Source organism: Pseudolactococcus reticulitermitis (assembly GCF_002260845.1).
Taxonomy (GTDB): Bacteria; Bacillota; Bacilli; order Lactobacillales; family Streptococcaceae; genus Pseudolactococcus; species Pseudolactococcus reticulitermitis.
In genome coordinates, this window is sequence record NZ_BEDT01000004.1 from 31,733 (window position 1) to 56,989 (window position 25,257).

At 38.7% G+C, this 25,257-nt stretch carries 25 protein-coding genes and 1 tRNA gene; 17 read left to right on the forward strand and 9 right to left on the reverse strand.

The features are described 5' to 3' along the window. The first annotated feature begins 11 nt into the window (after positions 1-11). Complete coding sequence (locus RsY01_RS07750) at positions 12-1,052, forward strand: glycerate kinase family protein (RefSeq protein WP_133063201.1); 1,041 nt, start codon at positions 12-14, stop codon at positions 1,050-1,052. Positions 1,053-1,086: 34 nt separating this feature from the next. On the opposite strand, the gene trhO is transcribed toward RsY01_RS07750, so the two are convergent. Then, the gene (trhO, locus tag RsY01_RS07755) at positions 1,087-2,043 is read right to left on the reverse strand and encodes an oxygen-dependent tRNA uridine(34) hydroxylase TrhO (protein WP_094784989.1); all 957 of its coding nucleotides are present in this window, start codon (positions 2,041-2,043) and stop codon (positions 1,087-1,089) included. Between the two features lie 146 nt (positions 2,044-2,189). On the opposite strand from trhO, the gene RsY01_RS07760 reads away from it, so the two are divergent. Further along, entirely contained in the window at positions 2,190-2,735 is a 546-nt protein-coding gene (locus tag RsY01_RS07760) for a DNA-3-methyladenine glycosylase I (RefSeq protein WP_094784990.1), read from the forward strand. Between the two features lie 39 nt (positions 2,736-2,774). Here RsY01_RS07760 and RsY01_RS07765 read toward each other — a convergent pair whose 3' ends face one another. Then, positions 2,775-3,512, reverse strand: a complete 738-nt coding sequence (locus RsY01_RS07765; RefSeq protein ID WP_094784991.1) for a DUF975 family protein — start codon at positions 3,510-3,512, stop codon at positions 2,775-2,777. Positions 3,513-3,700: 188 nt separating this feature from the next. Between RsY01_RS07765 and yajC the strand changes: the two genes are divergently transcribed. The 7 genes from yajC to RsY01_RS07800 all read left to right on the forward strand — a co-directional run bounded on the left by yajC (position 3,701) and on the right by RsY01_RS07800 (position 11,070). Then, positions 3,701-4,060 (forward strand): preprotein translocase subunit YajC, encoded by a 360-nt coding sequence (gene yajC / locus RsY01_RS07770; RefSeq protein WP_094784992.1) that lies wholly within the window; start codon positions 3,701-3,703, stop codon positions 4,058-4,060. 224 nt (positions 4,061-4,284) lie between these two features. Next, positions 4,285-5,031: an undecaprenyl pyrophosphate synthase gene (gene uppS / locus RsY01_RS07775; protein ID WP_094784993.1), complete on the forward strand. Its 747-nt coding sequence runs from the start codon at positions 4,285-4,287 to the stop codon at positions 5,029-5,031. Further along, on the forward strand, positions 5,028-5,822 hold the full coding sequence (locus RsY01_RS07780; protein ID WP_094784994.1) for a phosphatidate cytidylyltransferase: 795 nt from the start codon (positions 5,028-5,030) through the stop codon (positions 5,820-5,822). The genes uppS and RsY01_RS07780 overlap by 4 nt, the downstream gene beginning before the upstream one ends. Before the next feature lie 102 nt (positions 5,823-5,924). Further along, on the forward strand, positions 5,925-7,121 hold the full coding sequence (locus RsY01_RS07785) for a 1-deoxy-D-xylulose-5-phosphate reductoisomerase (protein WP_094784995.1): 1,197 nt from the start codon (positions 5,925-5,927) through the stop codon (positions 7,119-7,121). A 50-nt stretch (positions 7,122-7,171) separates the two neighbouring features. Continuing rightward, a complete protein-coding gene (gene rseP / locus RsY01_RS07790) occupies positions 7,172-8,413 on the forward strand; it encodes an RIP metalloprotease RseP (RefSeq protein ID WP_094784996.1) in 1,242 nt (413 codons plus the stop codon). A gap of 147 nt (positions 8,414-8,560) precedes the next feature. Further along, positions 8,561-10,414, forward strand: coding sequence for a proline--tRNA ligase (locus tag RsY01_RS07795; RefSeq protein WP_094784997.1), 1,854 nt, complete (start codon positions 8,561-8,563; stop codon positions 10,412-10,414). 583 nt (positions 10,415-10,997) lie between these two features. Then, positions 10,998-11,070: transfer RNA gene (locus RsY01_RS07800), tRNA-Lys, on the forward strand. Positions 11,071-11,110: 40 nt separating this feature from the next. On the opposite strand, the gene RsY01_RS07805 is transcribed toward RsY01_RS07800, so the two are convergent. The 5 genes from RsY01_RS07805 to RsY01_RS07825 all read right to left on the reverse strand — a co-directional run bounded on the left by RsY01_RS07805 (position 11,111) and on the right by RsY01_RS07825 (position 14,641). Continuing rightward, positions 11,111-12,262, reverse strand: a complete 1,152-nt coding sequence (locus RsY01_RS07805; protein WP_094784998.1) for a tyrosine-type recombinase/integrase — start codon at positions 12,260-12,262, stop codon at positions 11,111-11,113. 1 nt (position 12,263) lies between these two features. Beyond that, complete coding sequence (locus tag RsY01_RS07810) at positions 12,264-12,455, reverse strand: DUF3173 domain-containing protein (protein ID WP_094784999.1); 192 nt, start codon at positions 12,453-12,455, stop codon at positions 12,264-12,266. A gap of 2 nt (positions 12,456-12,457) precedes the next feature. After that, positions 12,458-12,886 (reverse strand): hypothetical protein, encoded by a 429-nt coding sequence (locus tag RsY01_RS07815; protein ID WP_094785000.1) that lies wholly within the window; start codon positions 12,884-12,886, stop codon positions 12,458-12,460. Between the two features lie 103 nt (positions 12,887-12,989). Continuing rightward, positions 12,990-14,096 (reverse strand): replication initiation factor domain-containing protein, encoded by a 1,107-nt coding sequence (locus RsY01_RS07820; protein WP_094785001.1) that lies wholly within the window; start codon positions 14,094-14,096, stop codon positions 12,990-12,992. Between the two features lie 272 nt (positions 14,097-14,368). Then, on the reverse strand, positions 14,369-14,641 hold the full coding sequence (locus RsY01_RS07825) for a hypothetical protein (RefSeq protein ID WP_094785002.1): 273 nt from the start codon (positions 14,639-14,641) through the stop codon (positions 14,369-14,371). Positions 14,642-15,189: 548 nt separating this feature from the next. Between RsY01_RS07825 and RsY01_RS07830 the strand changes: the two genes are divergently transcribed. The 8 genes from RsY01_RS07830 to RsY01_RS07865 all read left to right on the forward strand — a co-directional run bounded on the left by RsY01_RS07830 (position 15,190) and on the right by RsY01_RS07865 (position 22,635). Next, entirely contained in the window at positions 15,190-15,843 is a 654-nt protein-coding gene (locus tag RsY01_RS07830) for a helix-turn-helix domain-containing protein (protein ID WP_094785003.1), read from the forward strand. 238 nt (positions 15,844-16,081) lie between these two features. Beyond that, positions 16,082-16,255: a hypothetical protein gene (locus tag RsY01_RS10925; protein ID WP_157905801.1), complete on the forward strand. Its 174-nt coding sequence runs from the start codon at positions 16,082-16,084 to the stop codon at positions 16,253-16,255. A gap of 105 nt (positions 16,256-16,360) precedes the next feature. Further along, positions 16,361-17,236 carry a helix-turn-helix domain-containing protein gene (locus RsY01_RS07840; protein WP_094785005.1) on the forward strand — a complete coding sequence of 292 codons (876 nt, stop codon included), beginning with the start codon at positions 16,361-16,363 and terminating at the stop codon, positions 17,234-17,236. 625 nt (positions 17,237-17,861) lie between these two features. Continuing rightward, the gene (locus RsY01_RS07845; RefSeq protein WP_174655197.1) at positions 17,862-18,689 is read left to right on the forward strand and encodes an ABC transporter ATP-binding protein; all 828 of its coding nucleotides are present in this window, start codon (positions 17,862-17,864) and stop codon (positions 18,687-18,689) included. Next, on the forward strand, positions 18,682-19,392 hold the full coding sequence (locus RsY01_RS07850) for an ABC transporter permease (RefSeq protein ID WP_094785007.1): 711 nt from the start codon (positions 18,682-18,684) through the stop codon (positions 19,390-19,392). The genes RsY01_RS07845 and RsY01_RS07850 overlap by 8 nt, the downstream gene beginning before the upstream one ends. A 431-nt stretch (positions 19,393-19,823) precedes the next feature. Continuing rightward, positions 19,824-20,999, forward strand: a complete 1,176-nt coding sequence (locus RsY01_RS07855) for a pyridoxal phosphate-dependent aminotransferase (protein ID WP_094785008.1) — start codon at positions 19,824-19,826, stop codon at positions 20,997-20,999. 120 nt (positions 21,000-21,119) lie between these two features. After that, positions 21,120-21,878, forward strand: a complete 759-nt coding sequence (recO, locus tag RsY01_RS07860) for a DNA repair protein RecO (RefSeq protein ID WP_094785009.1) — start codon at positions 21,120-21,122, stop codon at positions 21,876-21,878. Positions 21,879-21,996: 118 nt separating this feature from the next. Next, positions 21,997-22,635 carry a hypothetical protein gene (locus RsY01_RS07865; RefSeq protein WP_094785010.1) on the forward strand — a complete coding sequence of 213 codons (639 nt, stop codon included), beginning with the start codon at positions 21,997-21,999 and terminating at the stop codon, positions 22,633-22,635. A 26-nt stretch (positions 22,636-22,661) separates the two neighbouring features. Here RsY01_RS07865 and RsY01_RS07870 read toward each other — a convergent pair whose 3' ends face one another. Both RsY01_RS07870 and trpS read right to left on the reverse strand, forming a co-directional pair. Beyond that, the gene (locus RsY01_RS07870) at positions 22,662-23,510 is read right to left on the reverse strand and encodes a glycerophosphodiester phosphodiesterase family protein (protein ID WP_094785011.1); all 849 of its coding nucleotides are present in this window, start codon (positions 23,508-23,510) and stop codon (positions 22,662-22,664) included. A gap of 20 nt (positions 23,511-23,530) precedes the next feature. Beyond that, complete coding sequence (gene trpS, locus RsY01_RS07875) at positions 23,531-24,553, reverse strand: tryptophan--tRNA ligase (protein WP_094785012.1); 1,023 nt, start codon at positions 24,551-24,553, stop codon at positions 23,531-23,533. Positions 24,554-25,257 lie beyond the last annotated feature (704 nt).

Sequence of the window (25,257 nt, forward strand, 5' to 3'; positions counted from 1 at the left end):
ATACTGAAACTATGAAAATTCTAGCAGCGATTGATTCTTTTAAAGGGAGTGCTACTTCTGAGCAGCTGAATACTGCGGCTTTATCAGGCATTTTAGCTCAATTTCCTGATATACAGGTGCAAAGCATGCCGATTGCCGATGGTGGTGAGGGCGTTTTAGAGGTGCTTGCCTACCAGAAAAATGCCATTAGAAAAACCAGCCAAACGACAGATTTATTGGGTCGTCCACTTGAGGTGCCTTACTTATTATTGGGGCATAGGGCAGTGATTGAGTCGGCGAAAGTCATCGGGCTTGATTTAGTCGAAGTCAGTTCTGAAACCATCTCACGCGCGACGACCTTTGGTCTAGGCACCGTTGTCAAAGATGCTATCCAAACAGGCGCACAAACGATTATTGTGAGTTTGGGCGGGACAGGCACGTCTGACGGCGGTCAAGGCTTTTTAAAAAGTCTGGAGACGACGGATTTATCAGGTGTGACCCTGATTGGGGCAAGTGATGTGACCAATCCTTATTATGGGGAAAATGGTGCAGCGACTATTTTCGCAGCTCAAAAAGGGGCAACAGCTGCACAGATCACTCAGTTGAATGCGCGTGATACACGATTTGCACAAGAAATGTTGATGCATCGTGGGATTGATTTACAAAAAATATCTGGAGCAGGTGCAGCGGGAGGTCTAGGTGGGGCAATCGCCTTACTTGGCGGTCAATTAACCTCAGGATTTGACTTCATTGCTGACTTGATTCAGTTAGAACAAGCTATCTCAGACTCAGACCTTATTTTAACAGGTGAGGGGCATCTGGATCATCAAAGCAGTCAAGGTAAGGTCGTTTCAGGCGTTGCCAAATTGGCGAAAAAATATGGAAAACCTTGTGTCGCTTTGGTTGGCAGTCGTTCGGATGATTTAGGAGAGCTTGAAACCGACTTGACAGCGGCTTTTAGTATTCAGACAGGTCCGATTGCTTTGGCTGATGCCATCAATGCCGAAACGACGTTGAAAAATATGGCGATGACAGCGCAAAATGTTATGCGTGTCTTTAAATCGCACCAATAATAAAAAACAGCCGAGACTGTTTTTTTATTTGACTTTAAGCAACCACTTCGTGAATGGCGTGTAGTCGTTCTGCGACTTCTGATTCAGATAAATGATGACTAACGATATAGCGATTGCGTGGATGGATACGACACTCATGACGACAACCACCGAGATAAGTCGCTTCATTGGCTTCAGATGCGAGAATTTGACGATTACATTCAGGATTGCCACAGTTGATATAGCGTTCACAAGGCGTGCCGTCAAACCAGTCTTTACCAACGATGACATGTTCGACATGGTTAATCGGAACAGCAATTCTGCTGTCAAAAACATACATTTGACCATCCCACAAATCGCCTCTTACTTCAGGATCTTTCCCATAAGTTGCAATCCCGCCGTGAAGTTGACCAACATCTTTAAAGCCTTCTCGAACTAACCAGCCTGAGAATTTTTCACAGCGAATGCCACCGGTACAATAGGTGAGGACACGTTTTTCCATAAACTCTTCTTTGTGATCACGTATCCATTGGGGTAATTCTCTAAAACTACGGATGTCAGGGCGAACCGCCCCTCTAAAATGACCTAAATCGAATTCATAATCATTGCGCGCGTCAATGACAACGGTGTTATCATCTAGCATGGCATCTTTAAATTCTTTTGGAGAGAGGTAAGCGCCTGTTAAAGCTAACGGATCAATGTCATCTTCTAAGTTAAGACTGACCAATTCTTTGCGGTAACGGACGTGCATTTTTTTAAAGGCATGGTCTTCAGACAAATCAATTTTAAAAATGGTTTCAGCAAATCGAGGATCTGCGTGCATCATCTTGATATAGGCTTCAGTTTGTTCAAATGTACCCGAAACAGTGCCGTTGATACCTTCATCAGCGACTAAAATTCTGCCCTTGATACCTAAAGCTTTACAGGCTGCTAGATGTGCTTGGGCGAATTGTTCACCGTTTTCGATTGGTACGTATTGATAATATAAAAGTACACGATAATCTTGTGTCATTTTCTTCCCCTTTGTGTTTGATCTAAAAAGCTATCAATACCATTTAGACATCTTTAAAGGGGGAAAGCAACCATTTTGCTTGTGTTTTTTTACACAAAAATTATGCTACAATTTAAGGAAAGAGACGAGAAAATGGAGAAAATCAGATGACGAGATGTGGTTGGGCGAAGTTACCGCTAGAAATTGCGTATCATGATCAGGAATGGGGAAAACCTAAGTATGATGATGCGGTGCTTTTTGAGATGTTGCTGCTTGAGGGATTGCAAGCTGGGCTGAGTTGGTCTACAATTTTGGCAAAGCGTGAGAATTATCGCAAGGCACTGGATAATTTTGACCCGCAAAAAATAAAAGCTTATGACCAAGAAAAGTTAGATGACTTGTTACAGGATACAGGGTTAATCCGTAACAAGCGTAAAATGCAAGCCATCGTCAAAAATGCTCAGGCTTTTATTCAGGTTCAGACAGAATTTGGCTGCTTTTCGACCTATCTCTGGCAATACGTTTCGGGTCAGCCGATACAACATGTCTATCACCATTTATCAGAAGTTCCTGCGATAACAGATATTTCTGAAAAGATGAGCCAAGACATGAAGAAAAGAGGCTTTTCATTTGTCGGGCCGACCATTTGTTATGCCTATATGCAGTCTGTTGGTCTGGTTAATGACCATATTGTTTCCTGTGATTATCGGTAAAAACCTAAGAAAAAAGCAACCTCGGCTGCTTTTTTTTGCTTATAAACGATTTTGAATGCGTGCTTCGTAGAAAGCAACCATCGACATTTCCGTGTAAGGCATGGTCCAGATTTGAGGTAGTCTCCAAAAGAAGGCGCCTAGAATATACCAGCCGATAAAGGTTAAATTAAAGAGAAAATATTTAAACTTATACCCTTTCATCATCTCTTTTGAGGTATTAAGCACATCCCAAATGCCTTGGTATTGGTTATTTTTAAGTTTATCGTACAAGACATAAGTTGCTTGTGACCAAGCAAATCCAAGGTTGATGGCAATTGCCCAACCAATAATAGGGATGAACATCAGTAGGAACAAAATGAGCTGTTGGATAAGCGTTAAGATAGCAATTTTCCAGAAAGAATTATCGTTAAAAGTGCGAAGAATGTCTTTTGATAAATTAATGTCTTCTTTCTCACCACGGAAAATTTCAATATAATTGAACATGCTGGCTGTTGTAAAAGCAGTCACAATGACAGTGATTAAAAAGCTGATAATGAGTCCAACAAGAATAATTGGAATGGCGATGGCAAGGACTATTCCCCAATCAACATTTGAAAAGGCATTGGAAAAATCAACATTTGAGTCATTCAAACGATGTTGTAAGACGACTGTGTAAGAATTATCGAAACGGCTTGTAAGAATAGAGAGTGCGAGTGGCACAATAAATAAGAGCATTTTGGTTATAAAATTGTCTTTAAGCGCCAATTTTGCGGCTTGTTTAAGTTCTGAACTGGTCATTAATTTCTCCTTTTTTGACTGCTATAATTCATAAGATGTTTAGATTATTATAGCATGTCTCACTTATAATAAGCAAAGATAAGCCTACATCTGCTATAAAGTCTAAAAATTGATACTAAGTGTCCTGCTTTTTTTATTGCTCATAATCTGCTATAATAGAAACTATCAAAAATAAATGAGGTAAAGACATGAGTTTTGTAATTTTGATTATTCTGTTTGGCGGAATGATGTGGTTTATGCAACGTAACCAAAAGAAAGCAGCTTCGCAACGTCAAGAACAACTTGATAATATGCAACCTGGTTCTGAAATCGTAACAATTGGCGGTTTGCACGGTATTTTGGCAAGCGTTGATAAAACAAAAGGAACGATTGAACTGGATGCTGAAGGGGTTATTTTGACTTTTGATCGTGCAGCTGTTAAAACGATCAAACCGATTGCAACGACTGATGAAGCTACGGATGCGATTGATGCTGTGATTGCTGATGCCAAAACAGAGGCAGTTGATGCGAACGAAACAGCTGATCAACAAGATTCACCTTTCGAATAAGACAGAACAAATAAGCCACATGGCTTATTTTTTTTAAGAATTTTTACTGAAAATATGGTAAAATTAAAGGAAGCTCCTAATGGAAAGCAAGATGAAATACAAGGATTAGTCCATTATTTTAAGAATTTTAAGTGTTACAAGTTACATCCAAATGAGACGACTTCAACTTCTTGCCCTATGCGAGTGAATCATTAGAACCGATGAATTAGAGGTAGATAGATAAGATGACAGCAACATCTGATAGAGCAGTTACGCAAAAAATTCCAAATCATCTGGCAGTAATCATGGATGGGAATGGGCGTTGGGCGCAACGTCAAGGCAAAGCACGTATTTTTGGTCATAAGGCAGGTATGGATGCTTTACAGACGATTGCCATTCACGCGCAAAATCGCGGCGTCAAAGTGATGACTGTCTACGCATTCTCAACAGAAAACTGGACGAGACCAGCTGCTGAGGTTAAATTTATCATGAGCCTGCCGATTGATTTTTATGAAAAATTCGTCCCAACGCTGAATCGTGAAAACATTCGGATTGCCATGATTGGCACACGAGCAGGTGTCCCGAAAGCCACGCTGAAATCAATTGATCGTGCCATGGTTGATACGGCGCAAAATACAGGGATGATTTTAACCATCGCTTTGAATTATGGTGGTCAAGCTGAAATTTTAGATGCCGTTAGAGCTTTAGCGACAGAAGTGAAAGCAGGGACCTTGTCAATAGATGACATCACACAAAAAAGCTTTGAGCAACAACTCACTACAGCGATTTTACCAGAAGCTTATCGCAATCCGGATTTTGTCATTCGGACATCAGGCGAAAATCGTTTGAGTAATTTTTTACCCTGGCAAACAGCTTACAGCGAATTATATTTTACAGAGACATTATGGCCAGATTTTGATGAGGCTGCGTTAGATTTAGCATTTGACGTCTTTTCACAACGGGATCGCAGATATGGAGGTATCAAAAAATGACGCAAAGAATTATCACAGGTGTTGTCGCAGGGGCAGTCTTTTTAGGTCTAGCGATTCTTGGCGGGACACCTTTTCATATTTTGGTAGCCTTACTCGTTATGATTGCCATGGCTGAACTGTTCAAAATGCGCAAGTTAGAAATCTTATCTTTCGAAGGGATTTTAGCAACACTTGCTGCCCTTTCTTTGTCTTTACCCACAACGCAATATTTTCCAAAACTTGGCACAGATAGCAATTTTACCCTGTTTACTTTATTTTTATTGATCATGATGGGGGTCATGGTCTTTACCAAGGGCAAGTATTCTTTTGAAGATTTAGGCTTTCCTTTCTTGTCAGCTTTTTATATCGGGATTGGGTTTCAAAATTTATTAGCGGCGCGTGAAAATAGTTTATTTATCCTGTTTTTAGCCCTCTTTATTGTTTGGGCAACGGATTCAGGTGCTTATTTTGTCGGTCGAAAATTGGGTAAGACAAAGTTAATTCCGAGTGTGTCGCCGAATAAAACCGTCGAGGGGGCATTGGGCGGTGTTATTTCAGCTATTGTTGTTGCCGTTCTAATGGTCTTCCTTTATCCCAAACAAGCGCCAAATATTGGTATGATACATTTAATTATTTTAGTGGCTGTTTTCTCTGTCGTGGGGCAACTTGGTGATTTGGTAGAGTCTAGTCTGAAACGTCATTTTGGCGTGAAAGATTCGGGTAAAATTTTACCAGGCCATGGTGGTATCCTAGATCGTTTTGATAGTCTGATTTTCGTTTTTCCGGTGATGCATTTACTTGGGTTATTTTAACCTGATTTAACTGATGATAAAACTCCTTGCTCGTGTGCTGATGCCATTGGCGCAAGCAAAGGAGAAATTTTAATAAATTAAACGAAGGAGGTAGTTCAGGATATGACAAAGAAAAAAATTATTTTACTAGGGGCGACGGGAAGTGTCGGCGTTCAGGCTTTAGATGTGATTGCAGCGCACCCGGAGCAGTTTGAATTGGTCGGTTTTGCTTTCGGCAAAAATATCGAGAAAGCGCGTGAGATTATTCAAGCTTTTTCTCCTAAAATCGTCGTTGCAGCGCAAGAATCATCACAAGTGACACTTGCCAAAGCGTTTCCAGATGTTGAGCTTCATGTCGGCAATGAAGGCTTAATCACATTAGCTAGAACAGAAGGCTATGACATTTTGCTAAACGCAATCGTCGGTTCTGTCGGCTTACCACCAACGATTGAAGCGGTGCAGCTTGGTCGAGACATCGCCTTAGCCAACAAGGAAACTTTAGTCGTGGCAGGTTATACGATTATGGCAGAAGCGGCAAGAACAGGCAGCAAAATTTTGCCGGTTGACAGCGAGCATGCGGCGATTTTTCAAGTCCTCCAAGGCGTCGCCAAAAGTGATGTTCGCAGTTTGACGATTACGGCATCAGGCGGGTCATTCCGTGATAAAACGCATGAAGAATTGGTCGATGTGACCCTTGAAGACGCTTTAGCTCACCCCAATTGGACGATGGGAGCGAAGATTACGCTAGATTCTGCGACCATGGTCAATAAAGGTCTGGAAGTGATTGAGGCACATCATTTATTTGGCATTCCTTATGATGATATTCATGTCGTGTTGCATCGGGAATCTGTCGTGCATTCGATGGTGACGCTAAAAGATGGTGCTGTTTTGGCACAACTCGGGGCAACGGATATGCGTGAACCTATCCAGTATGCTTTATCTTATCCGAGACATTTGACCATGCACCATGAAACGCCGTTTGATTTGACTGAAATTGGTGCCCTTCATTTTGAAAAGATGGATCTGGTTCGTTTTCCGATGTTAGATTTGGCATATCGGGTAGGGAAATTAGGCGGCGGCTATCCAGCGGTCTACAATGCAGCAAATGAAATTGCCAATCAAGCCTTTCAAGATGGCAAAATTACTTTCTTAGAGATTGAACAATTAATCACGCGCGCTGTTTTTGAACATATGGAATTTGACGGTCAAACGCTACATCAAATTTTAGCGTCTGATGAAAGAACACGTCAAAAAGTGTCACAGTGGGTAGAAGATTTGACTCAAGAAAAAAAGATTGCGCTGACTGAAGTTCGCAAATAATCTAATCTGATTTCAAGATTTCATTTCACGAAAAGGGGAAATAACAACATATGGTGCAAAGTTTAGTCACATTTATCATCATTTTCGGTATCATCGTTTGTGTCCATGAGTATGGTCACCTGTTTTTTGCTAAAAAATCAGGGATTTTAGTGCGGGAATTTTCGATTGGGATGGGTCCGAAAATTTATGCCCACCAAGCGAAAGATGGCACGCTCTATACGATTCGAATTTTACCTCTGGGGGGCTATGTTCGCATGGCTGGCTGGGGTGAAGATGAAACTGAAATCAAGACCGGCGCCCCTGTGACTTTGACACTGGATGCCCAAAGCCAGACGGTGACACGTATCAATCTCAGCGACAAAGTGCAGTTTGGTCAAGCGCTACCGATGCTCGTCACAGCTTACGATTTCGAAAAAGCTTTGACCATTACCGGTGAGGTCAATGGTGAAGTCGTGACCTATGCGGTGGATCATGATGCGACGGTTGTCGAGGAAGACGGCACGGAGCTGCGCATTGCGCCTTTGGATGTCCAGTATCAGAGCGCGAGTTTGCCGGGTCGGATGATGACGAACTTCGCGGGACCGCTGAATAACTTTATTTTGGGCGCGGTGGCCTTTGTTTTGGTTGCCTTTATGCAAGGGGGGGTGCAAGATTTAAAGACCAATCAAATCACGGTGTCTGATCACACTTATCCAGCTTATCAGGCGGGGTTACGGACGGGTGATAAGGTTCTTTCGATTAATGGTGTACCAATTTCTGATTGGTCGGCGTTGTCGCAGCAAATCGGTAACTCAGATGGTAAGGCGATTCAAGTTAAGACAGATCGCAAAACATTGACGATTACACCTAAAAAAGAGGAAGAAAGATATGTTATCGGGATTGGTCCGATGATTAAAACAGGTTTTGTGGACAAAATAACAGGAGGTCTGAAAAATGCGGGAACATCTGCTTTTGCCATTGTCAATGCTTTAAAAGACTTGATTTTACATCCTGATATTAATAAATTGGGCGGACCAGTGGCTATGTATGAGAAATCAGGTGAAGCGGCGCGTGAAGGGATCACGACGGTGATCAGTTTCATGGCGCTTCTATCGATTAACTTAGGAATTTTCAATTTAATTCCAATTCCTGCCTTGGATGGCGGTAAGATTGTCATGAATATCATTGAAGCCATTCGTCGTAAACCGATGAAGCAAGAGCATGAAAGTATCATCACCCTTGTCGGTGTGGGGATTATGGTTGTCTTGATGATTGCGGTGACTTGGAATGATATTTGGCGAATGTTTCGGTGATTCTTACGTTTGCTACGCTTATCAACTCTAACTTAACTTAAAAGTGCTGATTTTCAGCGCTTTTTTTGATATAATGAAACCATTACATGAAAGGAAAGGACGATTTCCAAGCGCAGGGCTTGATAGGGTCGTCCAACTATCACATACATGAAACAATCTAAAATGCTTATTCCGACTTTACGCGAAATGCCGTCTGATGCGCAAGTCATCAGCCACGCCCTTCTCGTCCGTGCAGGTTACGTCCGACAAGTCTCAGCAGGTATCTACGCTTATCTGCCATTGGCTAACCGCGTGCTTGAAAAATTCAAGAACATCATGCGCGAAGAGTTTGAGGCTATTGGTGCGGTGGAATTATTAGCACCCGCCCTTTTAACCGCAGACTTGTGGCAAGAAAGTGGTCGTTACGAGACTTACGGTGCTGACCTCTACAAGCTTAAAAATCGCGATGCTTCAGACTTTATCCTCGGCCCAACGCATGAGGAAACGATGACAGCACTTATCAGAAACGACATCACGTCTTATAAAAAACTCCCATTGAACATCTACCAAATTCAGCCGAAATATCGCGATGAAAAACGGCCGCGTTACGGTCTGCTTCGGGGTCGTGAGTTCATCATGAAAGATGGTTACAGCTTCCATGCCAACTACGACTCGCTAGATGAGACGTATCAAGACTATAAACAAGCCTATGAAAAAATCTTCACACGCGCCGGTCTTGATTTTAAAGGCATCATCGGTGACGGTGGCGCCATGGGCGGTAAAGATTCGCAAGAGTTTATGGCGATTACACCTGACCGTACGGATTTGGCGCAATGGTTGATTTTAGATCAATCCATTGCTGATATTTCAGAAATCCCAGACTTTGTGATCAAAGACATCAAGCAAGAACTTTCTAACTGGTTGATTGCAGGGGAAGATACGATTGCTTATTCTGACGGCTCAGATTATGCGGCAAACTTGGAAATGGCATCGACTGAATTTGTCAAACCAACGGCTTATACCGAGCAGCTTGAATTGACAAAAGTTGCCACACCAGATGTGAAAACAATCGAAGAAGTCTCAGCCTTTCTTGATGTGCCAACTGAACAAACGATTAAAACGCTTGTCTACAACGCAGATGGCGAAATCGTGGTTGTCTTGCTCCGTGGGGATGATGAGTTAAATGAAGTTAAATTAACCAACCACTTAGGTGCTGATTTTGTCGAACCTGCGACAGAAGAAGAAACAATGAAAGTATTTGGCGCAACATTTGGGTCATTAGGCCCTGTTGGCTTACCAGAAAACGTTAAAATCATCGCTGACCGTGTGGTTGAGACCATTGTCAACGCTACTGTCGGTGCCAATGAAGACGGTTACCATTATCAAAATGCTAACCTAGACCGTGATTTTAAGGTGGTGGAATTTGTTGATTTGCGGACTGCCAAAGAAGGCGAACCTGCGCCAGACGGTGGCGGTCATCTGAAATTTGCGCGTGGAATTGAAATCGGTCATATCTTTAAGCTTGGTACGCGCTATTCTGAGAGTATGGGCGCTAACGTTCTGGATGAAAATGGTAAAGCGAAGCCGATTATCATGGGTAGTTATGGTATCGGTGTGAGCCGGATGTTATCAGCGATTTTGGAGCAATTTGCGCGGATTAGTGTTGAGAAAACATTTAAAGGTGACTACAAATTCTCTTGGTCAATGAACTTCCCTAAAGGCTTGGCGCCATATGATGTGCATGTGATTCCGGTCAATGTTAAAGATGAAACAGCTGTCGCTTTGTCAGCTGAAATCGTTGAGACTTTAACAAAATCAGGTTTGCAAGTCCTTGAAGATGACCGCGCAGAGCGTGTTGGCGTTAAGTTTGCGGATAGCGACTTGATTGGTCTGCCAGTGCGCGTGACAGTTGGGAAAAAAGCCGCTGACCGCATCGTTGAAGTTAAGATTCGGGCAACAGGCGATACACTTGAGGTCAATGTCGCTGACTTGGCAGAAACGCTTGCGATTTTAAATCAATAAAGGCTATGAAACCAGAAATCTGAAGATCGGCTTTCTGGTTTTTTTGCTGTGAAAAAATGATTTACAAAAAAAGAAAGCGATTTCTGAGATATGATTTGCAAAAAAAATAGAAGCATGCTATGATATAACTATAAAGAAAAGCACTGGAATGTGCGAACTTGCTCACATTTTTGACCGACTAAATCGTATTACCTCGGGAGTCTTTGAGACATCTTACAGCGTGCAAGCCATTTTAGATGGAAGCTGCTTCAGTAGGAGCGAGACGCCCACCTGTTTAACATTAACAGCGGGTTCAATACTTGAGTGAGTAACGGCATTCAATCAGTGTTTTTTTGCGTTTTTTGGGCGCGATGTCTTCGTTAGCTCTCAGCTCACAACCTCAAGGGTGCTTCGCTTTAGCTGCCTCGACCTCACGCCCAAAAAATCGCAAAACCTTTTCTATTATTAGGCGTGAAATCTGCTTTGAATTTTTGGTAAAAATTCTTCAAAAACTGTGTTTGACTTGTATGAGTTTATTCTTGCATTTTCAGGTCTATTTGGGGTATAATGAACTGGTGAGAAATGTTTTTTCTCTTAATAAATTGCCTTCTTAGCTCAGTTGGTAGAGCAGTGGACTCTTAATCCATGGGTCGCAGGTTCAAGCCCTGCAGGGGGCATTAAAAAAAGGCTCTGCACGTTGGTGTAGAGCCTTTTCTTTTATATTTTTGCCAAATTTTTGCCAAAACTACCCATAATTTTCTTGATTTTATCATTGCCAGCGTCCAATGTCTCCCTAAGTATATGACCATAAGTTTCTCTGATTTGAGTACTGTTTTTATGTCCTACTTGTTTAACAATAACTTCAATGTCTACGCCTTGGGCGAGTAAAACACTGATATAGGTATGACGTGTCCCATAAGGTGTGATAATTGGTGTAATGTTTAAGTCAGATAGATATTTTTGAATTGCCCGATTGATTTTATAATGTGATAAAATCTGGTTGTCGGGTTCTAAAAATACCATTTCTTTGTCCTCTACATCTCCATTAAGAGCTATACGGCTCTTTTTAAGGGTTCTAAAGGCTTTTATTGTTTCGTCATCTAACTGCACATATCGGATAGATTCAGGTGTTTTAGGTGGCACATACTTTTTATCCGCTAGAGAGTATCTACGATAAGTGTAAAGTACCATTTTGTCAAAATTTATATCTTCCCAATTAACCGCAAGCGTTTCTGAAAGTCGCAGTCCAGTCTTAAACATAAGGTAGTAAAAGTAGGGTATCACACTGATTTTATAGTCAAGATGATTAGCTAAATAATCAAGTATTTTTTTATAATCTTCAATGCTTTCGATATATTTATCTTCTGCTTTTTTAGGTTGTTTACCTGCATTACGTTTATAACCCGCAGTAAAATCATCTATATATAATTTGTCACGAATAGCAAAAGCAACGACTTTTTTAATCTCATTATCAAGCCTTTTTAAACTATCTTTTCCGACATCTTTCCCGTAGTCATTCATTATCTTTTGATATTCACTAGGTTTTATTTTTGATACTTTTTGTCCGTCAAATAGTTTGGCAATTACTCTGCCATGACTTCTATACTTGTATTTTGTCCGTTCGGATAAGTTAGAGGGCTTGATTTCAAGGTCATACCACACTTGCCAAATATCATGAACTGTACTTGAAAGATTGAGTTTACTACCACTGTCAAGTTCTAATCTTATTTTTTCGCCTGTTGCTTTGGCGATTTTTTTGGTTTTAAAACCTGATTTTGACAAAAGACGGACACCTTGATTATCTTTTATTTGAAAGCCATAGGTTAAGCCTTGCTTTCCTTTGTATTTGGTGTAATTGATTGATACCATATTAAGCACCTACTTCTAATTGAACACCTAGAATTTCTTCAACTACATTGACAGGTACTCGCCCCAATCGCTTATTATCATAGAATAGATAACCACGACTGATTAAGATTGATTTTGCTTGTGCAATGATTTTTCTTGCGGTTTCGCTTTGATAGCCTAGTGAGACTAGGTCTTGTCGTGTGATTGTATTCATACTTATTTACCTGCTTTCTCATCAGATTTTTTGACCTTGTTATCTACTACCAGTGAGACTGAATCTGCCAGATAAGACAAAGCCCCATTTTGACCAATATATGAGTTTCTCAGATTATCAAATTTGATTTTGACATCATCTGAATCATAGAATTTTTCAATTGTCATGAGTGGGTTAATGCCATTGATTTTGACTGTTTGTGTTTTACGCTTGAATTTGCCGTCTAAGACTTTTACAGCGTACATATAACCAGTGATTTCATCCGTTTCTTTTGTCATGACATTCCCATTTTTATAAAATTGTTGGTTGCCATTTTCATCTAGGTTGTCAACTTGATTAAATACAGGGTACAAATCAAGTAGTTCAAAGGTTGTACCGATATTATCTAAGTTAAAATCTTTTGCGTTAATAGTTAAATCTCTTTTTCCCATAATGTAATGCTTTCTAACCACTTTCCGTGGTATAATATATCTAGTGAATCGCTAATTTAGCGATTATTCAAGTAGGAATTGCCGTTCTTACTTGTCCGAAAGACTAATCAAACTGACTGTTTGTGTCTTTTGTTTGGTGTTGGACTTGTTTAATCAAGTCCATTTTTTTATCCTTTGATAAATCGTTCAGCTCTGCTAGATACTTGATAATCTCAGTAGCTAGGCTCTTTGAATATCTTGATTCCTCAATCAACCAATCTATTGGATATTGGTCGAGAGGGGCAGTCGTGATCTCATTGTCATAAAGGAATTGATACATTTTCAAGATTGGTAATGCTCCTTTTTGGATGAACCAGTTGATTTTATCTAAGATAGGGGTTTGTTTTTTAGAAATCTTGTAAGACCAAGCCTTTGTTTTTGACATGAGATGTCTCCAAAATTCTGGGCTGTAAAACTTTCCTTGTTTATCCAAAAACTTGATTTTACCCTTTAAGTACCCTTTATAAAAATCAAGTTCATTTTGTTCGGTCTTGATAATCTCTAGCCAAACGGCTTTAACATCATCTTGCCGAAACTCTGTTTCTGTTCGTATCCAAGACTTGACTGCCATATCTTCGGCTAAATCTTTTGGACGGATACCCAATTTTTTAGCTTGTTCAACTAACTTGTCATAAATTCGAGTTTTTTTAGTGCTGTCATCAGCGCCAAGGTATAACGTTCTTCCCGTGTAGTCATCCCCAAAGGGCTTGTAGAAAGTACTTCTACCATAGAGTAGTCGTCTTTTTTGACAATAGCTTAACAAGGTTTTAGGGGTGTAATAGGGTTTATCATTAAAATCATCAAGTCTCATATCAAGCCGTTTAGGGTCAATGAGTTGTCCAAAACTAGAATCTAAAAATTTGATATAGCTAAATTCAGTGATTTCCCAAAGGTCTAAATAATTATCCTTGTAGAACGACCAACCTGAACCAGAAAATTGAACCATACAGGGTGTATCCGATTTTTCGGTAAAGTAGAGTTTAATTTCTCCATAAACCCAATATTTTTCATAATCATAGTATCTCAGGTTACCTGATTTTTCGATGAATAATTCAGGTTCAAGTCCTAAAACATCATTGATAATGTTTTCGATTTTCATATCAATTTGAAATTGAACCCAATCCAGACCCGCTGTCAATTTGTTTTGTTTATCAATATCCTTTATAACCATTTCTCACCTCCTTTCATTGTCTAAGTGTCGTTTCAAAAAACCTTTTTAGAAATAGCAACCAGCCCATAAGTAGCAAGGGTTTAGTGGTTGTTTTAATTCCTAATAGCACATGGTGTTACAGGCATGTGCCAAATGAAATCCAGTCATCATTTCTTATTTGAGTAAGTGAACACTTTTCACTTCGTCCGTCCGTCGATGACGATTTTTGGGGTCTAAGCGCTTTGTGCGCCGACCGCAAAAATCTATCTCAGCCGTACTCAAAAATTGCTCACTTACTCGATAAGTTTTTTGATTTTCTTGTTCTCTGATAACTTATCAATCAAACCAGATAACTTGCTTTCAAGTGTATAAACCCGTTGACGGAGTTTGACATTATCAGCAGATAAACTATCAAGCTCTTTCTTTAAAGCAATCAGAGAACGATTTGAGCGACCTATCACAGCTCTTAGAGCAAGTATAGAATCTTCTCTTTCTTCTTCCAACTGAGCGTTAAGGTCGCCCCAGACCGCTTTAATCGCCTTGTCAAGTCCTTTATCAGCAACCAATCTTGATGTCTGAACAAACTTTTCAAGTTCCTCTTTCGTAAAATCTGGCGCCCAATTATAGCCCCGTCCTCGACCGTAGCCGATAGGAATTTTACTGAACGAAAATTCATAACCCGCAAGCTCTGTAATTTTCGAGCGCCACTTTTTGATAGTTGAGACGCTTTTATCAACTTTTTCTGAAACTTGTTTGTAGTCGATAGCATGACCTTTATTTTGGTTTATTTTTATCAGAAACTTAATTTCTGGCTCATGTCGAGACTTTCCTTACTTTCAAACGGTTATTATACGCTTTGAAACTGTTTTCACAGTCTTTGCGTTTTCCCGAGAACTCTATATCAATAGCACAGTTAGCGTGAGTTTATGGCTCGGCGAGATTGAGTAAGTCATCCGAAACGTTATCGGATATTTTGTGTTATAATGAAATTACTTCAAATATAAGTAAACTACTTTTTGAAGTAATTTCATTATAAACGTCTTTTTGAAGTTTGTCAACTAAAAACTTCTTTTTGATGTATTTTGTTTTTTGTTCGATTTTTAAAGGAGACAACATGGCAACTTTTGCTGAGCGTTTAAAAGAATTGAGAAAAGAAAAAGGGCTAACTCAAAAAGAATTAGCCGAAAGGGTGGGCACGCAACAAGGCGTTTATACCAACTGGGAAAACGGTAAAAGAGAACCTAAATATGATAAAGTAGGGGAATTAGCAAGTGAACTAAAAACAACTTCTGATTACCTCCTTGGATTTACTGATGAAAAAAGATTACCGATTTATTCATTGCGATTGATAGAACTTCGTAAAGAAAAGGGATTGAGTATAGACGAACTGACTAAAAGTACTAAGATTAAACCAGAACTCTATAAACAGTGGGAGACTGGCGAAAAATTTCCGGGTTTTTTTGCTATATTAAAACTATCCAAAAATCTAGATGTTACACCAAGTTACTTAATGGGGCAGACTAATTTTAAAACTGAAAATAGTAGAATTGATTCTGATAATGAAGTAGTAAAGAGAGAATTTTTTGAAGAAATTCAAGCTATAAAAACATCAAAGGATGAAGATATAGTCATTAGAAAGTTAAATAATATCTTTGGTACTTTGATGCAAGCAGCAAAAAAAGTAGAAAAAAGAGAGTACTATGAAGCAGCGTTTGATTTTATATTTACATCACTTGATGAAATAAATGAAGAGCTAAAAAATAACTGACTGTACTATAATCAAGTAATATAAAAATACATTAATACTTGCAGGGGCGTTTAATATAGGCTTTGTATCGTTGATACAGGTATTTTTCTTATAACTTTTATATGATGAATAATCAAAAAATAGCTCAATTAATTTATAGTGTTGCACAGTACGAGGGCTACAACACATCTGTTTTATAAACATAAAAGAATTTAGAAGTGATTAGAGATAAGTGGTTTTTTTAATTAAAAAGATTGATATGTATTCGAAGATTTGTTCAAATTTTAGAAAATCTCGATTTGATGCGAGTTTGGTTTATTATTATATGGTTGATAACTGGGATGACCATATGCCAGATGAGCAAGCTGGTTTAAATGACTTTGTTAAGTTTGCGACAGAGTTTAGGTTGAGAGTTAGTGAAAATTTAAAATAATCGTAAGTTTTTTTATTATTCCTAAAAAATATATGTCTCAAGTTTTTTAGAATAACATGTTACAATAAATATGATATTATACAAATTTATGGCTGGGAGTAAAATGTGACGAAAAAATCTTTTAACGATGAAACTAAATTCGATGTAGGTATGTTTTTTAAAGAGATAAGGCATACTCGGGGTTATACACAAAAAGATGCTGGTGGTAACTACATCTCTAAATCTCAGTTATCTCGATTTGAAAATGGGGATACAATCTTGACGGCTGAAAAACTTTATTATGCCATTACACAAATATCTATGACACCAAATGAATTTTTCAATGCTTTTAACGACTATAAACTTGATAGGATGCAAAAACTTTACTATACGCTTGATAATATCCAGTTATCATTAAAAGAAGGTATTGAAAAATCAGAAGAGTTGATTACTAAATATCCAGATAGTAAATTTGAAAAATTATCAAACATTATGATAAAAAGTGTTTTACAAGACATAACAGGTAAGCGTTATATCACAAAAGAAGAATATTTGTTAGTTGGAGATTATCTTAGTGCAATTGACTATTGGTCAGAATTTGAGTTAAAGTTATTGTATTATACTTGTTTGATTTTGGATGAGGGAGATATTTGTTGGTTTTGGCAATTGGTAACGGATAGAGCTTGTCATTTTAATAAAGGGAATAATCAGAAACTGTTTTTAGCAACATTACTTAATATTTATGAGTTAACGGTTTTGGATCGTCAAAATATGAGTAATGCTAATATTTTCAGAACGAGTCTTCAAAATTTTATTGTAAATAAAGAACCGACTATTTTGATGGTATTTACTATTGTGACTTATTTTCATGATTATTTGCTTGAAAAGACATCAAAAAATCGCAAAAAGATAGAAGATTACCTCAATGCGACAGAAATAGTTGGTGTTAAATATATGGCAGATTATTATCGTAGTCGTCTAGTTGCTTTAGATGAGAAGTAGTAAAATCCATAATAGGAATAGATTACCAAATATACGATTGAATGTTTTGATTTTCATTTTGTAACCTCCATAAGTTTATAAATTAATTTTAACTTCAAAAATACTAAATTTTAAAAAGTTGCATATATGCGCACTAAAGTTTATTTAAAATTGGTAGATAATCCTTTGATTATAAGGTTTTCGAATATGTAAAAAGAGCATAATTTTTGTCATGCTCTTCCTATTCAATCCCCGTTATGTAAAGGGGGCAGTGAAATGAAATCACTATTTTTTAATTAATGTTTTGCAACCCAATAGATTACACCGCCAATAATAACTTTTGTAGCAAAGATTCCTAAAGCCAATCCCATAATGTTATCCTCCTTCTTTTAATGATATTGTAAATTGTTCGAACTACTTTACGAACATATTTTATCACTAAAAAAATCTATTTAGAAAAGGTTGCATATATGCGTACTATTTTTATGTAAGCAGATATGCAACTTTTTAAGATTGATGATTTTTAAGGTTAAAATATAAATCTATAAAGGAACATAGAATGAAAAGAAAAGATGATGGATTATTTTACGAATACGAATAGCTTTAAATAATTTACAAAGAGAATCGAGGTTTTGAAATGAGCAAAATGATTGAATTACAACATGTAACAAAAAAATTTAACGATAAAAAAGCATTATCAGATATTAGTTTTTCAGTATCTGAGGGAGAAATATTTGGTTTTCTTGGACCGTCTGGTGCTGGTAAGACGACGACGATTAATATTTTAACTGGGCAATTAGTTCAGGATAATGGACAGGCTTTTATTTTAGGTAAAAATGCAAAGGATATTTCCGCTAATGACCTTTTAAATATTGGCTTCATGAGTGATACGGTTGGTTTTTATGAAAAAATGTCACTCTATAAAAATCTAGAATTTTTTGCTAGATTTCATCATGTTTCGACTGAAGTACTTGATGATTTGTTAAAAGCTTTAGATTTATATCAAGATAAGGATAAAAAGGCTGAGAATTTATCAACAGGTATGAAACAAAGATTATTCTTGATCCGTGCCATTCTCCATACGCCGAAAATCTTATTTTTAGATGAGCCAACTTCTGGATTAGATCCAACTTTATCGCAAAAAGTGCATGATATTTTGTTTGATTTAAAAGAAAAAGGGGTGACGATATTTTTAACAACGCATGATATGAATGAAGCGACTAAAATTTGCGATAATATTGCCTTATTATATCAAGGCAATATTATTGAGTATGGTGCACCACAAGCTATCATTGACAAATATAGTGATGAAAATAAGGTCGTGATTAGATTCCAAAATGGGAAAGAAATAACTGTTCCTAAAGAGGAAGTTGCTAACTATCTTGGACAATATGTAGTCAGTATTCATACCATGGAATCATCTCTGGAATCTATTTTTATACAATTAACAGGAAAGGCGTTTACAAATGAATAAAAAAGATAGATTAAAAAGTTTGATTTGGCTTAGAACACAATACTTGAAAAGCAATAAAGCTTTGTTGTATATATGTGTTGGGACGCCTATTGGTGATTTTGCTCTTCTATCTCTTATACCTAAATTTCACGGCAGTATACTTCTTTTAAGTTTTGCTTTAAATTTTGTATATAGTATGACATCAGGTTCTTTTGTATCGATGATGATTGGAGAAGAAAAGGAAAAGAAAAATTTAAGAACATTGATTCTAAGTGGTGTCAAGATGCAGGAATACATTTTTTCTATTATTTTCTATCCTTTTCTATTCTCTATTTTTACTTGTATATTTTTCCCAATATTTTTTGGAGTAAGCATACCAAGTTGGCCTATTTATCTTATCATTGCAATCTCAACATCTTTAATATTTATCCTAGCAAATTTATCAATTGGTTTATTAGCTAAAAGCCAAATGCATGCCTCTTTATTTACTTTTGGAATTGTTATGGTTGCAACATTTCTACCCATGTTAACAGATTTTTCGAATATTAAACCAGTAAAATACATAATAGATTGGTCATTTATTAGTGCTAATACCGAGTACTTTATTAAATTGGAACATTTCAAAATAACAGATATTAGTATTATAAGTATGCTATTATGGATTGTAGGGTTATTTATTTTAACTCAATTTGCTTTTGCTTGGAATAGAAAAGAACATGATTGATAAATAAAGTTTTGTCAATTATAGAAGAATTATTTTTGCCAATTTTTTTGCCAAAAATAAAAAAATGTAGTAGAATTAGTTCAAATAAAAGAACCCAAATGCCTTTCTAATGCGTAAGTTTTCTGTATAAAAGTGTTGAATACGATGCTTTTTATCTGCAGGGGGCATTAAATATAGGCTCTGTATCATTGATACAGGGTCTTTTCTTATAATTTTTTTCAGCCACTGTAGGATGTATCATTGAATAGAAAGATGTCGCATAGTGAATTATCATAAAATAGCTCAATTAATTTATTGTTTAAGGTATAAGATATTTTAAGCTTTCATTGACAGAATATTGCGAAGATGATAAAAAAGGGGTATAATTGAATAAAATATGAAGGGCATATCGCAATCTTGTGCCTTTTTTCATACGAAATTGGGGTAAGCTAATGGACGTGTCTAATCTTTTTAATTCGAACTTGGATCAAATCAAAATTTCGGCGATTCGGCGTTTTGATCAGGAGGTGTCGAAAATTCCGGGGATGTTGAAACTGACGCTTGGAGAGCCAGATTTTAATACGCCTGAGCATGTCGAGGCTGCTGCTGTGGCTGCTGTTCAGGCGCACGAGAGCCATTATACTGGGATGTCAGGCTTGCTGGCTTTGCGTGAGGCGGCGAGTCAGTTTGTGGCTGAAAAATATGACTTGCAGTTCGACCCAGAAACTGAGATTTTGGTGACGGTCGGCGCGACGGAGGCGATTTCTGCTAGTCTCATGTCTATCTTAGTGACGGGTGACAAGGTGTTGACGCCTGCACCCCTGTACCCGGGCTATGAACCTTTGATTCAGCTTGCGGGTGCGGAAATGGTCGAAATCGACACGACGACCAATGGCTTTGTTTTGACGCCAGAAATGTTAGAGGCAGCCTTGATTGCCAATCCCGAAACCAAGGCTGTGATTTTGAATTATCCGTCCAATCCGACGGGTGTGACGTATAACCGTGCAGAAATCAAAGCTCTGGCTGAAGTTATTCAGAAATATCCTGTCTTTGTTATTTCGGATGAAATCTACTCGGAGCTGAATTATACGGGCGAAAAGCACGTGTCGATTGCTGAATTTGCGCGTGAGCAGACGATTGTTTTAAATGGTCTATCTAAATCTCATGCCATGACGGGTTATCGGATTGGGTTTATCTTTGCGGACGCGGTTTTGACACGTCAGATTATTAAAACGCATCAGTATTTTGTGACGGCAGCGACGACCGTTTCGCAATTTGCGGCGATTGAGGCTTTGACCAATGGTAAAGATGATGCGGCAACGATGAAAAAAGAATATGTCGTCAGGCGAGATTATATCATCTCACAGATGACACCGCTTGGCTTTGAGATTGCGAAACCTGACGGGGCTTTTTATATTTTCGCTAAAATTCCTGTGGATTTAGAACAAAATTCCTTTGATTTCTTGCTTGATTTTGCTAACGAAAAGCAAGTGGCATTTATCCCTGGGGCAGCTTTTGGCAAATATGGTGAAGGCTACATCCGTTTGAGTTACGCGGCGAGCATGACCGTGATTATAAAAGCCATGGCACGCTTGACGGCATACGTGACTGAAAAGCGTGCCTTATAATCTCCTCATTTTTTATCAAGTGAAATGATGTTGCTTAATCTCCAGCAAGCATTGAAATTCCCTGATTTTGGGGAATTTTTTATTTTTGTTATAATGAAGTGATGAGAAGGTGTTGAGGATATGAAAAATGTTGAGACGCGTGGGTTGGTGCTGTTTAGTCGGCATTATCGCGAGCAAGATAAATTAGTCAAGATTTTTACGGAGCGTTTTGGCAAGCGGATGTTCTTTGTGAAAAATGCAGGAAATTCACGGTTTGCAAGTAGTCTTCAGAATTTTACGCAGCTTGAGTTGCTGGGGACGATTAATGACGATGGCTTGAGTTTCATTTCTGATATTAGTGAGGCGAGACCTTATCAGTTGATCAATGCGGATATTTTTGCTCAGGCTTATGCGAGTTATCTGGTTGGGTTGGCGGATGTCGCGCTACCAGATAATCATTACGATGCGCCGCTTTATGGCTTTCTGATGAAGTCGCTGGATTTGATTGAGGAGCAGATTGATATGGTCGTGGTGACTTTTATTTTTGAGTTGCAGATCATGTCGCGTTTTGGTGCGCAGTTGGATTTTGGGCAATGTGTGTTTTGCCACCGGCAAGATTTACCCATGGATTTTTCTTATCAATTTAATGGGTGTCTTTGTCGGCATCATTTTGATGCGGATATGAAGCGGTCGCACTTGGATCCCAATGTGATTTTTCTGTGTCACTCTTTTATGGCCATGGATTTAGAAAAACTACCGAGTATCAATCTGTCTGATGACATGAAAAAGAAGATTCGCGTTTTTATCGATGCGCTTTACGATCATTATATCGGTATACAGATTAAGGCTAAGAAGTTTATTGACGGTTTGGACGGTTGGGCTGATATTATGAAAGGATAGCGTGTTTCGATTTCTAATTTTAAAACTAAATTAGCAAAAAAAACAATAATTGATGAAATATTTAACAAAAATATGTTATAATGAGTAGAAACAATGGAAAATATAAGGAGATTAGGGAATGAAGCACTTTAAAAAAGTAGGGTTAGTCTTTGCGGGCTTACTAGCAGTGGTCAGTCTGGCAGCATGTGCATCGGAGTGGAAAGCATCAAACGCTGAGGAGTTTGTTAAATCATCTTTAGATGCGTTCACAAAAGGTGATACGAAAAAATATGCTGAAGTGACTAAGCAGACTGAAAAAGAAGTCAAATCACAATTTGCGGCTGATATTGATGATTTAGCCAAAAGTTTTGATGGTCCAGGTGTCACTGAGACAACCAAAGCAGAGTTGAAGACGATGACGGTTGACCTATTAAAAATTTCAAAATATGATGTTAAATCTGCTGAAAAAACAAAAGATGGTTTTGAGGTTAAAGTTGCCGTCAAACCTTTTATTGGTTTTGATACTCTTCAATCAGAGCTTGAAAAACAAATCACACCAGAGACGATTGAGAAGTCAGGTGTTGATATGACAAATCAGTCAGCAGTAAGCGAATGGGCGATGACTATCACGGTTGACATCATGAAAAAAGCAGTCCAAAACCCAACTTATGGACCTGAAAAAGAGATGACTGTAAAAGTTGACAAACAAGATAAGGGTTACAAACTCTCTGATGCTGATATGCAAAAAGTAATTGCTTTCATGAGGAGTGGTAAATAATGTCAAAAAAATAAGCTAGATTCAGCTTATTTTTTTTGATTGTAGCGTTTCTTAATTTCAACTGCTAGGGCGGGATAATCGGTCATAAAGCCAGACAACTGATGGTTAAAGGCAAAATAGATGTCAACGTCATTGTTTAAAGTCCAAGGTCGCAAGGGTTTGCCAAGTTTATCAAGTCTACCAGCATTTTTTTTCAGCCAATCGAGCCGAGGATGTAAATGGCTGATGTAATCAGTCGCCAAGCCTAGCTGCATTTTTTCTTCAGAGGTTGACATAAGCAAGCAAAAATCTGCGTCTGGTTCAAGCTCTGACAGGCGTTGAATCGACTGGAGATTAAAGGAGCTGTAGCTATGAGAAAATGAAAACTGCTGAGAGGTGAGCAAGTCACTGGTCATTTTTTCAATGCCGACATACTGAAATTTATCTGTCTTGATTTCGACATTGAGCACGCCTGTGAACTTTAGCTGGGTCAACAAATCCAGCACTTCAGACAATAAAGGCACTTTTTCAGCTGTATAGTCAGCGCTGAACCAGCTACCAGCTGAAAATTGCTGAAGTTCTGAAAAGGTCAGATTTCGGACAAGTCCTGTGCCATTTGTAGTGCGGTCGATGGATTCATCGTGAATGACGACGAGCTGGTTATCCTTGGTCAAATGGACATCAAGCTCAATGCCGTCAGCCCCTACTTTGATTGCCTCAGAAAAAGCTGCCAAGGTGTTTTCGGGTCGATTGGACTTACTGCCTCGGTGGGCGAAAATCTGCGTTTCGACCAGCTCATCATGAAGAAACTGATAGATGTTTGCTTGAAACTTGCCACGCCGTGTTTTAAATTGATCGCGACTTCTGCGCAACCATTTTTTAAGCCCTATCAACATTCGACCACTCCTGATGGTTTTTATTTAAAATAGTTAATCCCCATAGCGGATTTGACTTCATCCAAAGTCTGAGCTGCGACAGCCTGCGCTTGCTCAGAGCCTTTTTTCAGCATGTCATAAACCTGCCCCATGTCCTGCGCGTATTCTAAGCGACGAGCACGAATGGGCGCAAATTCACGGTCTAAGACCTCGAGCAAGTAGCGTTTGGTTTTGACGTCACCGAGGCCGCCAGCTTGATACTGGGCTTTCATCTCAGCAATGGTTGCAGCATCTTCGGGTGTGCCAAAAACATCGAGATAGTGGAAGACCATGTTCCCTTCGATTTTACCTGGATCTTCGACACGGACATGGTCAGGGTCGGTATACATGCTCATGACTTTTTTCTGAACGGTATCGGCATCGTCAGAAATGAAAATGCCATTGTTAAGTGATTTAGACATCTTGGCATTGCCATCGAGACCAGGCAAGCGACCGGCATTTTCATTTTCAGGATAGAGGCCTTCTGGTTCAACGAGGACATCGGTTTGGTAAGCATGATTGAAGCTGCGGACAATCTCGCGCGTTTGCTCAATCATTGGTTTTTGGTCGTTGCCAACAGGTACAAGATTAGCTTTAAAGGCAGTGATATCAGCTGCTTGGGCGACTGGATAGACGAGGAAACCAGCTGGAATAGACTCGCCAAAACCTTTTTGAGCAATCTCTGTTTTAACAGTCGGGTTGCGTTCAAGACGTGCCAAGGACACGAGGTTCATATAGTACATCGACAGCTCAGCGAGTTCAGGAATTTGTGACTGGATGAAAATGGTTGATTTGGCTGGGTCAAGACCAACGGCTAGATAATCTAAGGCAACTTCACCAACAGACTGAATGATTTTTTCAGGCTCTTTGGCATGGTCAGTCAGGGCTTGTTGGTCTGCTAAAAAGACAAATAACTTGTATTTATCTTCATTTTGCAAGAGCACACGATTTTTCAATGAGCCAACGTAGTGGCCAATGTGGAGTTTACCTGTTGGGCGGTCTCCGGTTAAAATAATAGGTTTCATATGAATAAATTCTCCTTATGGGTTCGTCTATAGTTGAGGCGATGAAAAGCTGATAAACAAAAAAAGTCCTCGACAAAATCATTTGTCAAGGACGTTTACACGCGGTGCCACCTTAAATTACGGAAAACACTTCCCGTCTCTTAGCTCCCTCAAGCAAGGGATTGCGCGGTATCGGGCACAGCCGTGATGCTTATTGTTTTGCATCAGATTGAACATCAGTTCGTTTCGCAGGCCATTCACTTGGTTGAATTCTTGTCTCGCAATGACCGACAAGTCCCTGAAAATTCGGATACGCTGGTGCGTATGACTCAAGCTACTTCCTCTGCTAATGGTCTTATTTTACGATTATTCTGAGGGAATGTCAAGGTGTCAAAAGAGTGTGGAGATTTTTTATCAGTCGTATCAAGAAAATATTATGCTAACCTTTTAACTTGTTTCATACCGCCTGCAAAATAGGCTAAGCACACAACAAATAAAGAAATACAGCATTCCCACCAAGTCCATTTGCAAAATACAGTCAGTCCTAATATGGTAAAAAGACAAATAGCCAGTATGGCATCTTTAGGCCCAATCGGTAAATTTGTGTACATGATATTTTATCCTCTATCCTTCGTTTTATATTTTCTATTAAAGCACGATAAACTAAGAAAATAAAATATTTAAGTCGCATGAATTTAGAGCGTTCACGGGCTTTTTATTTCCCT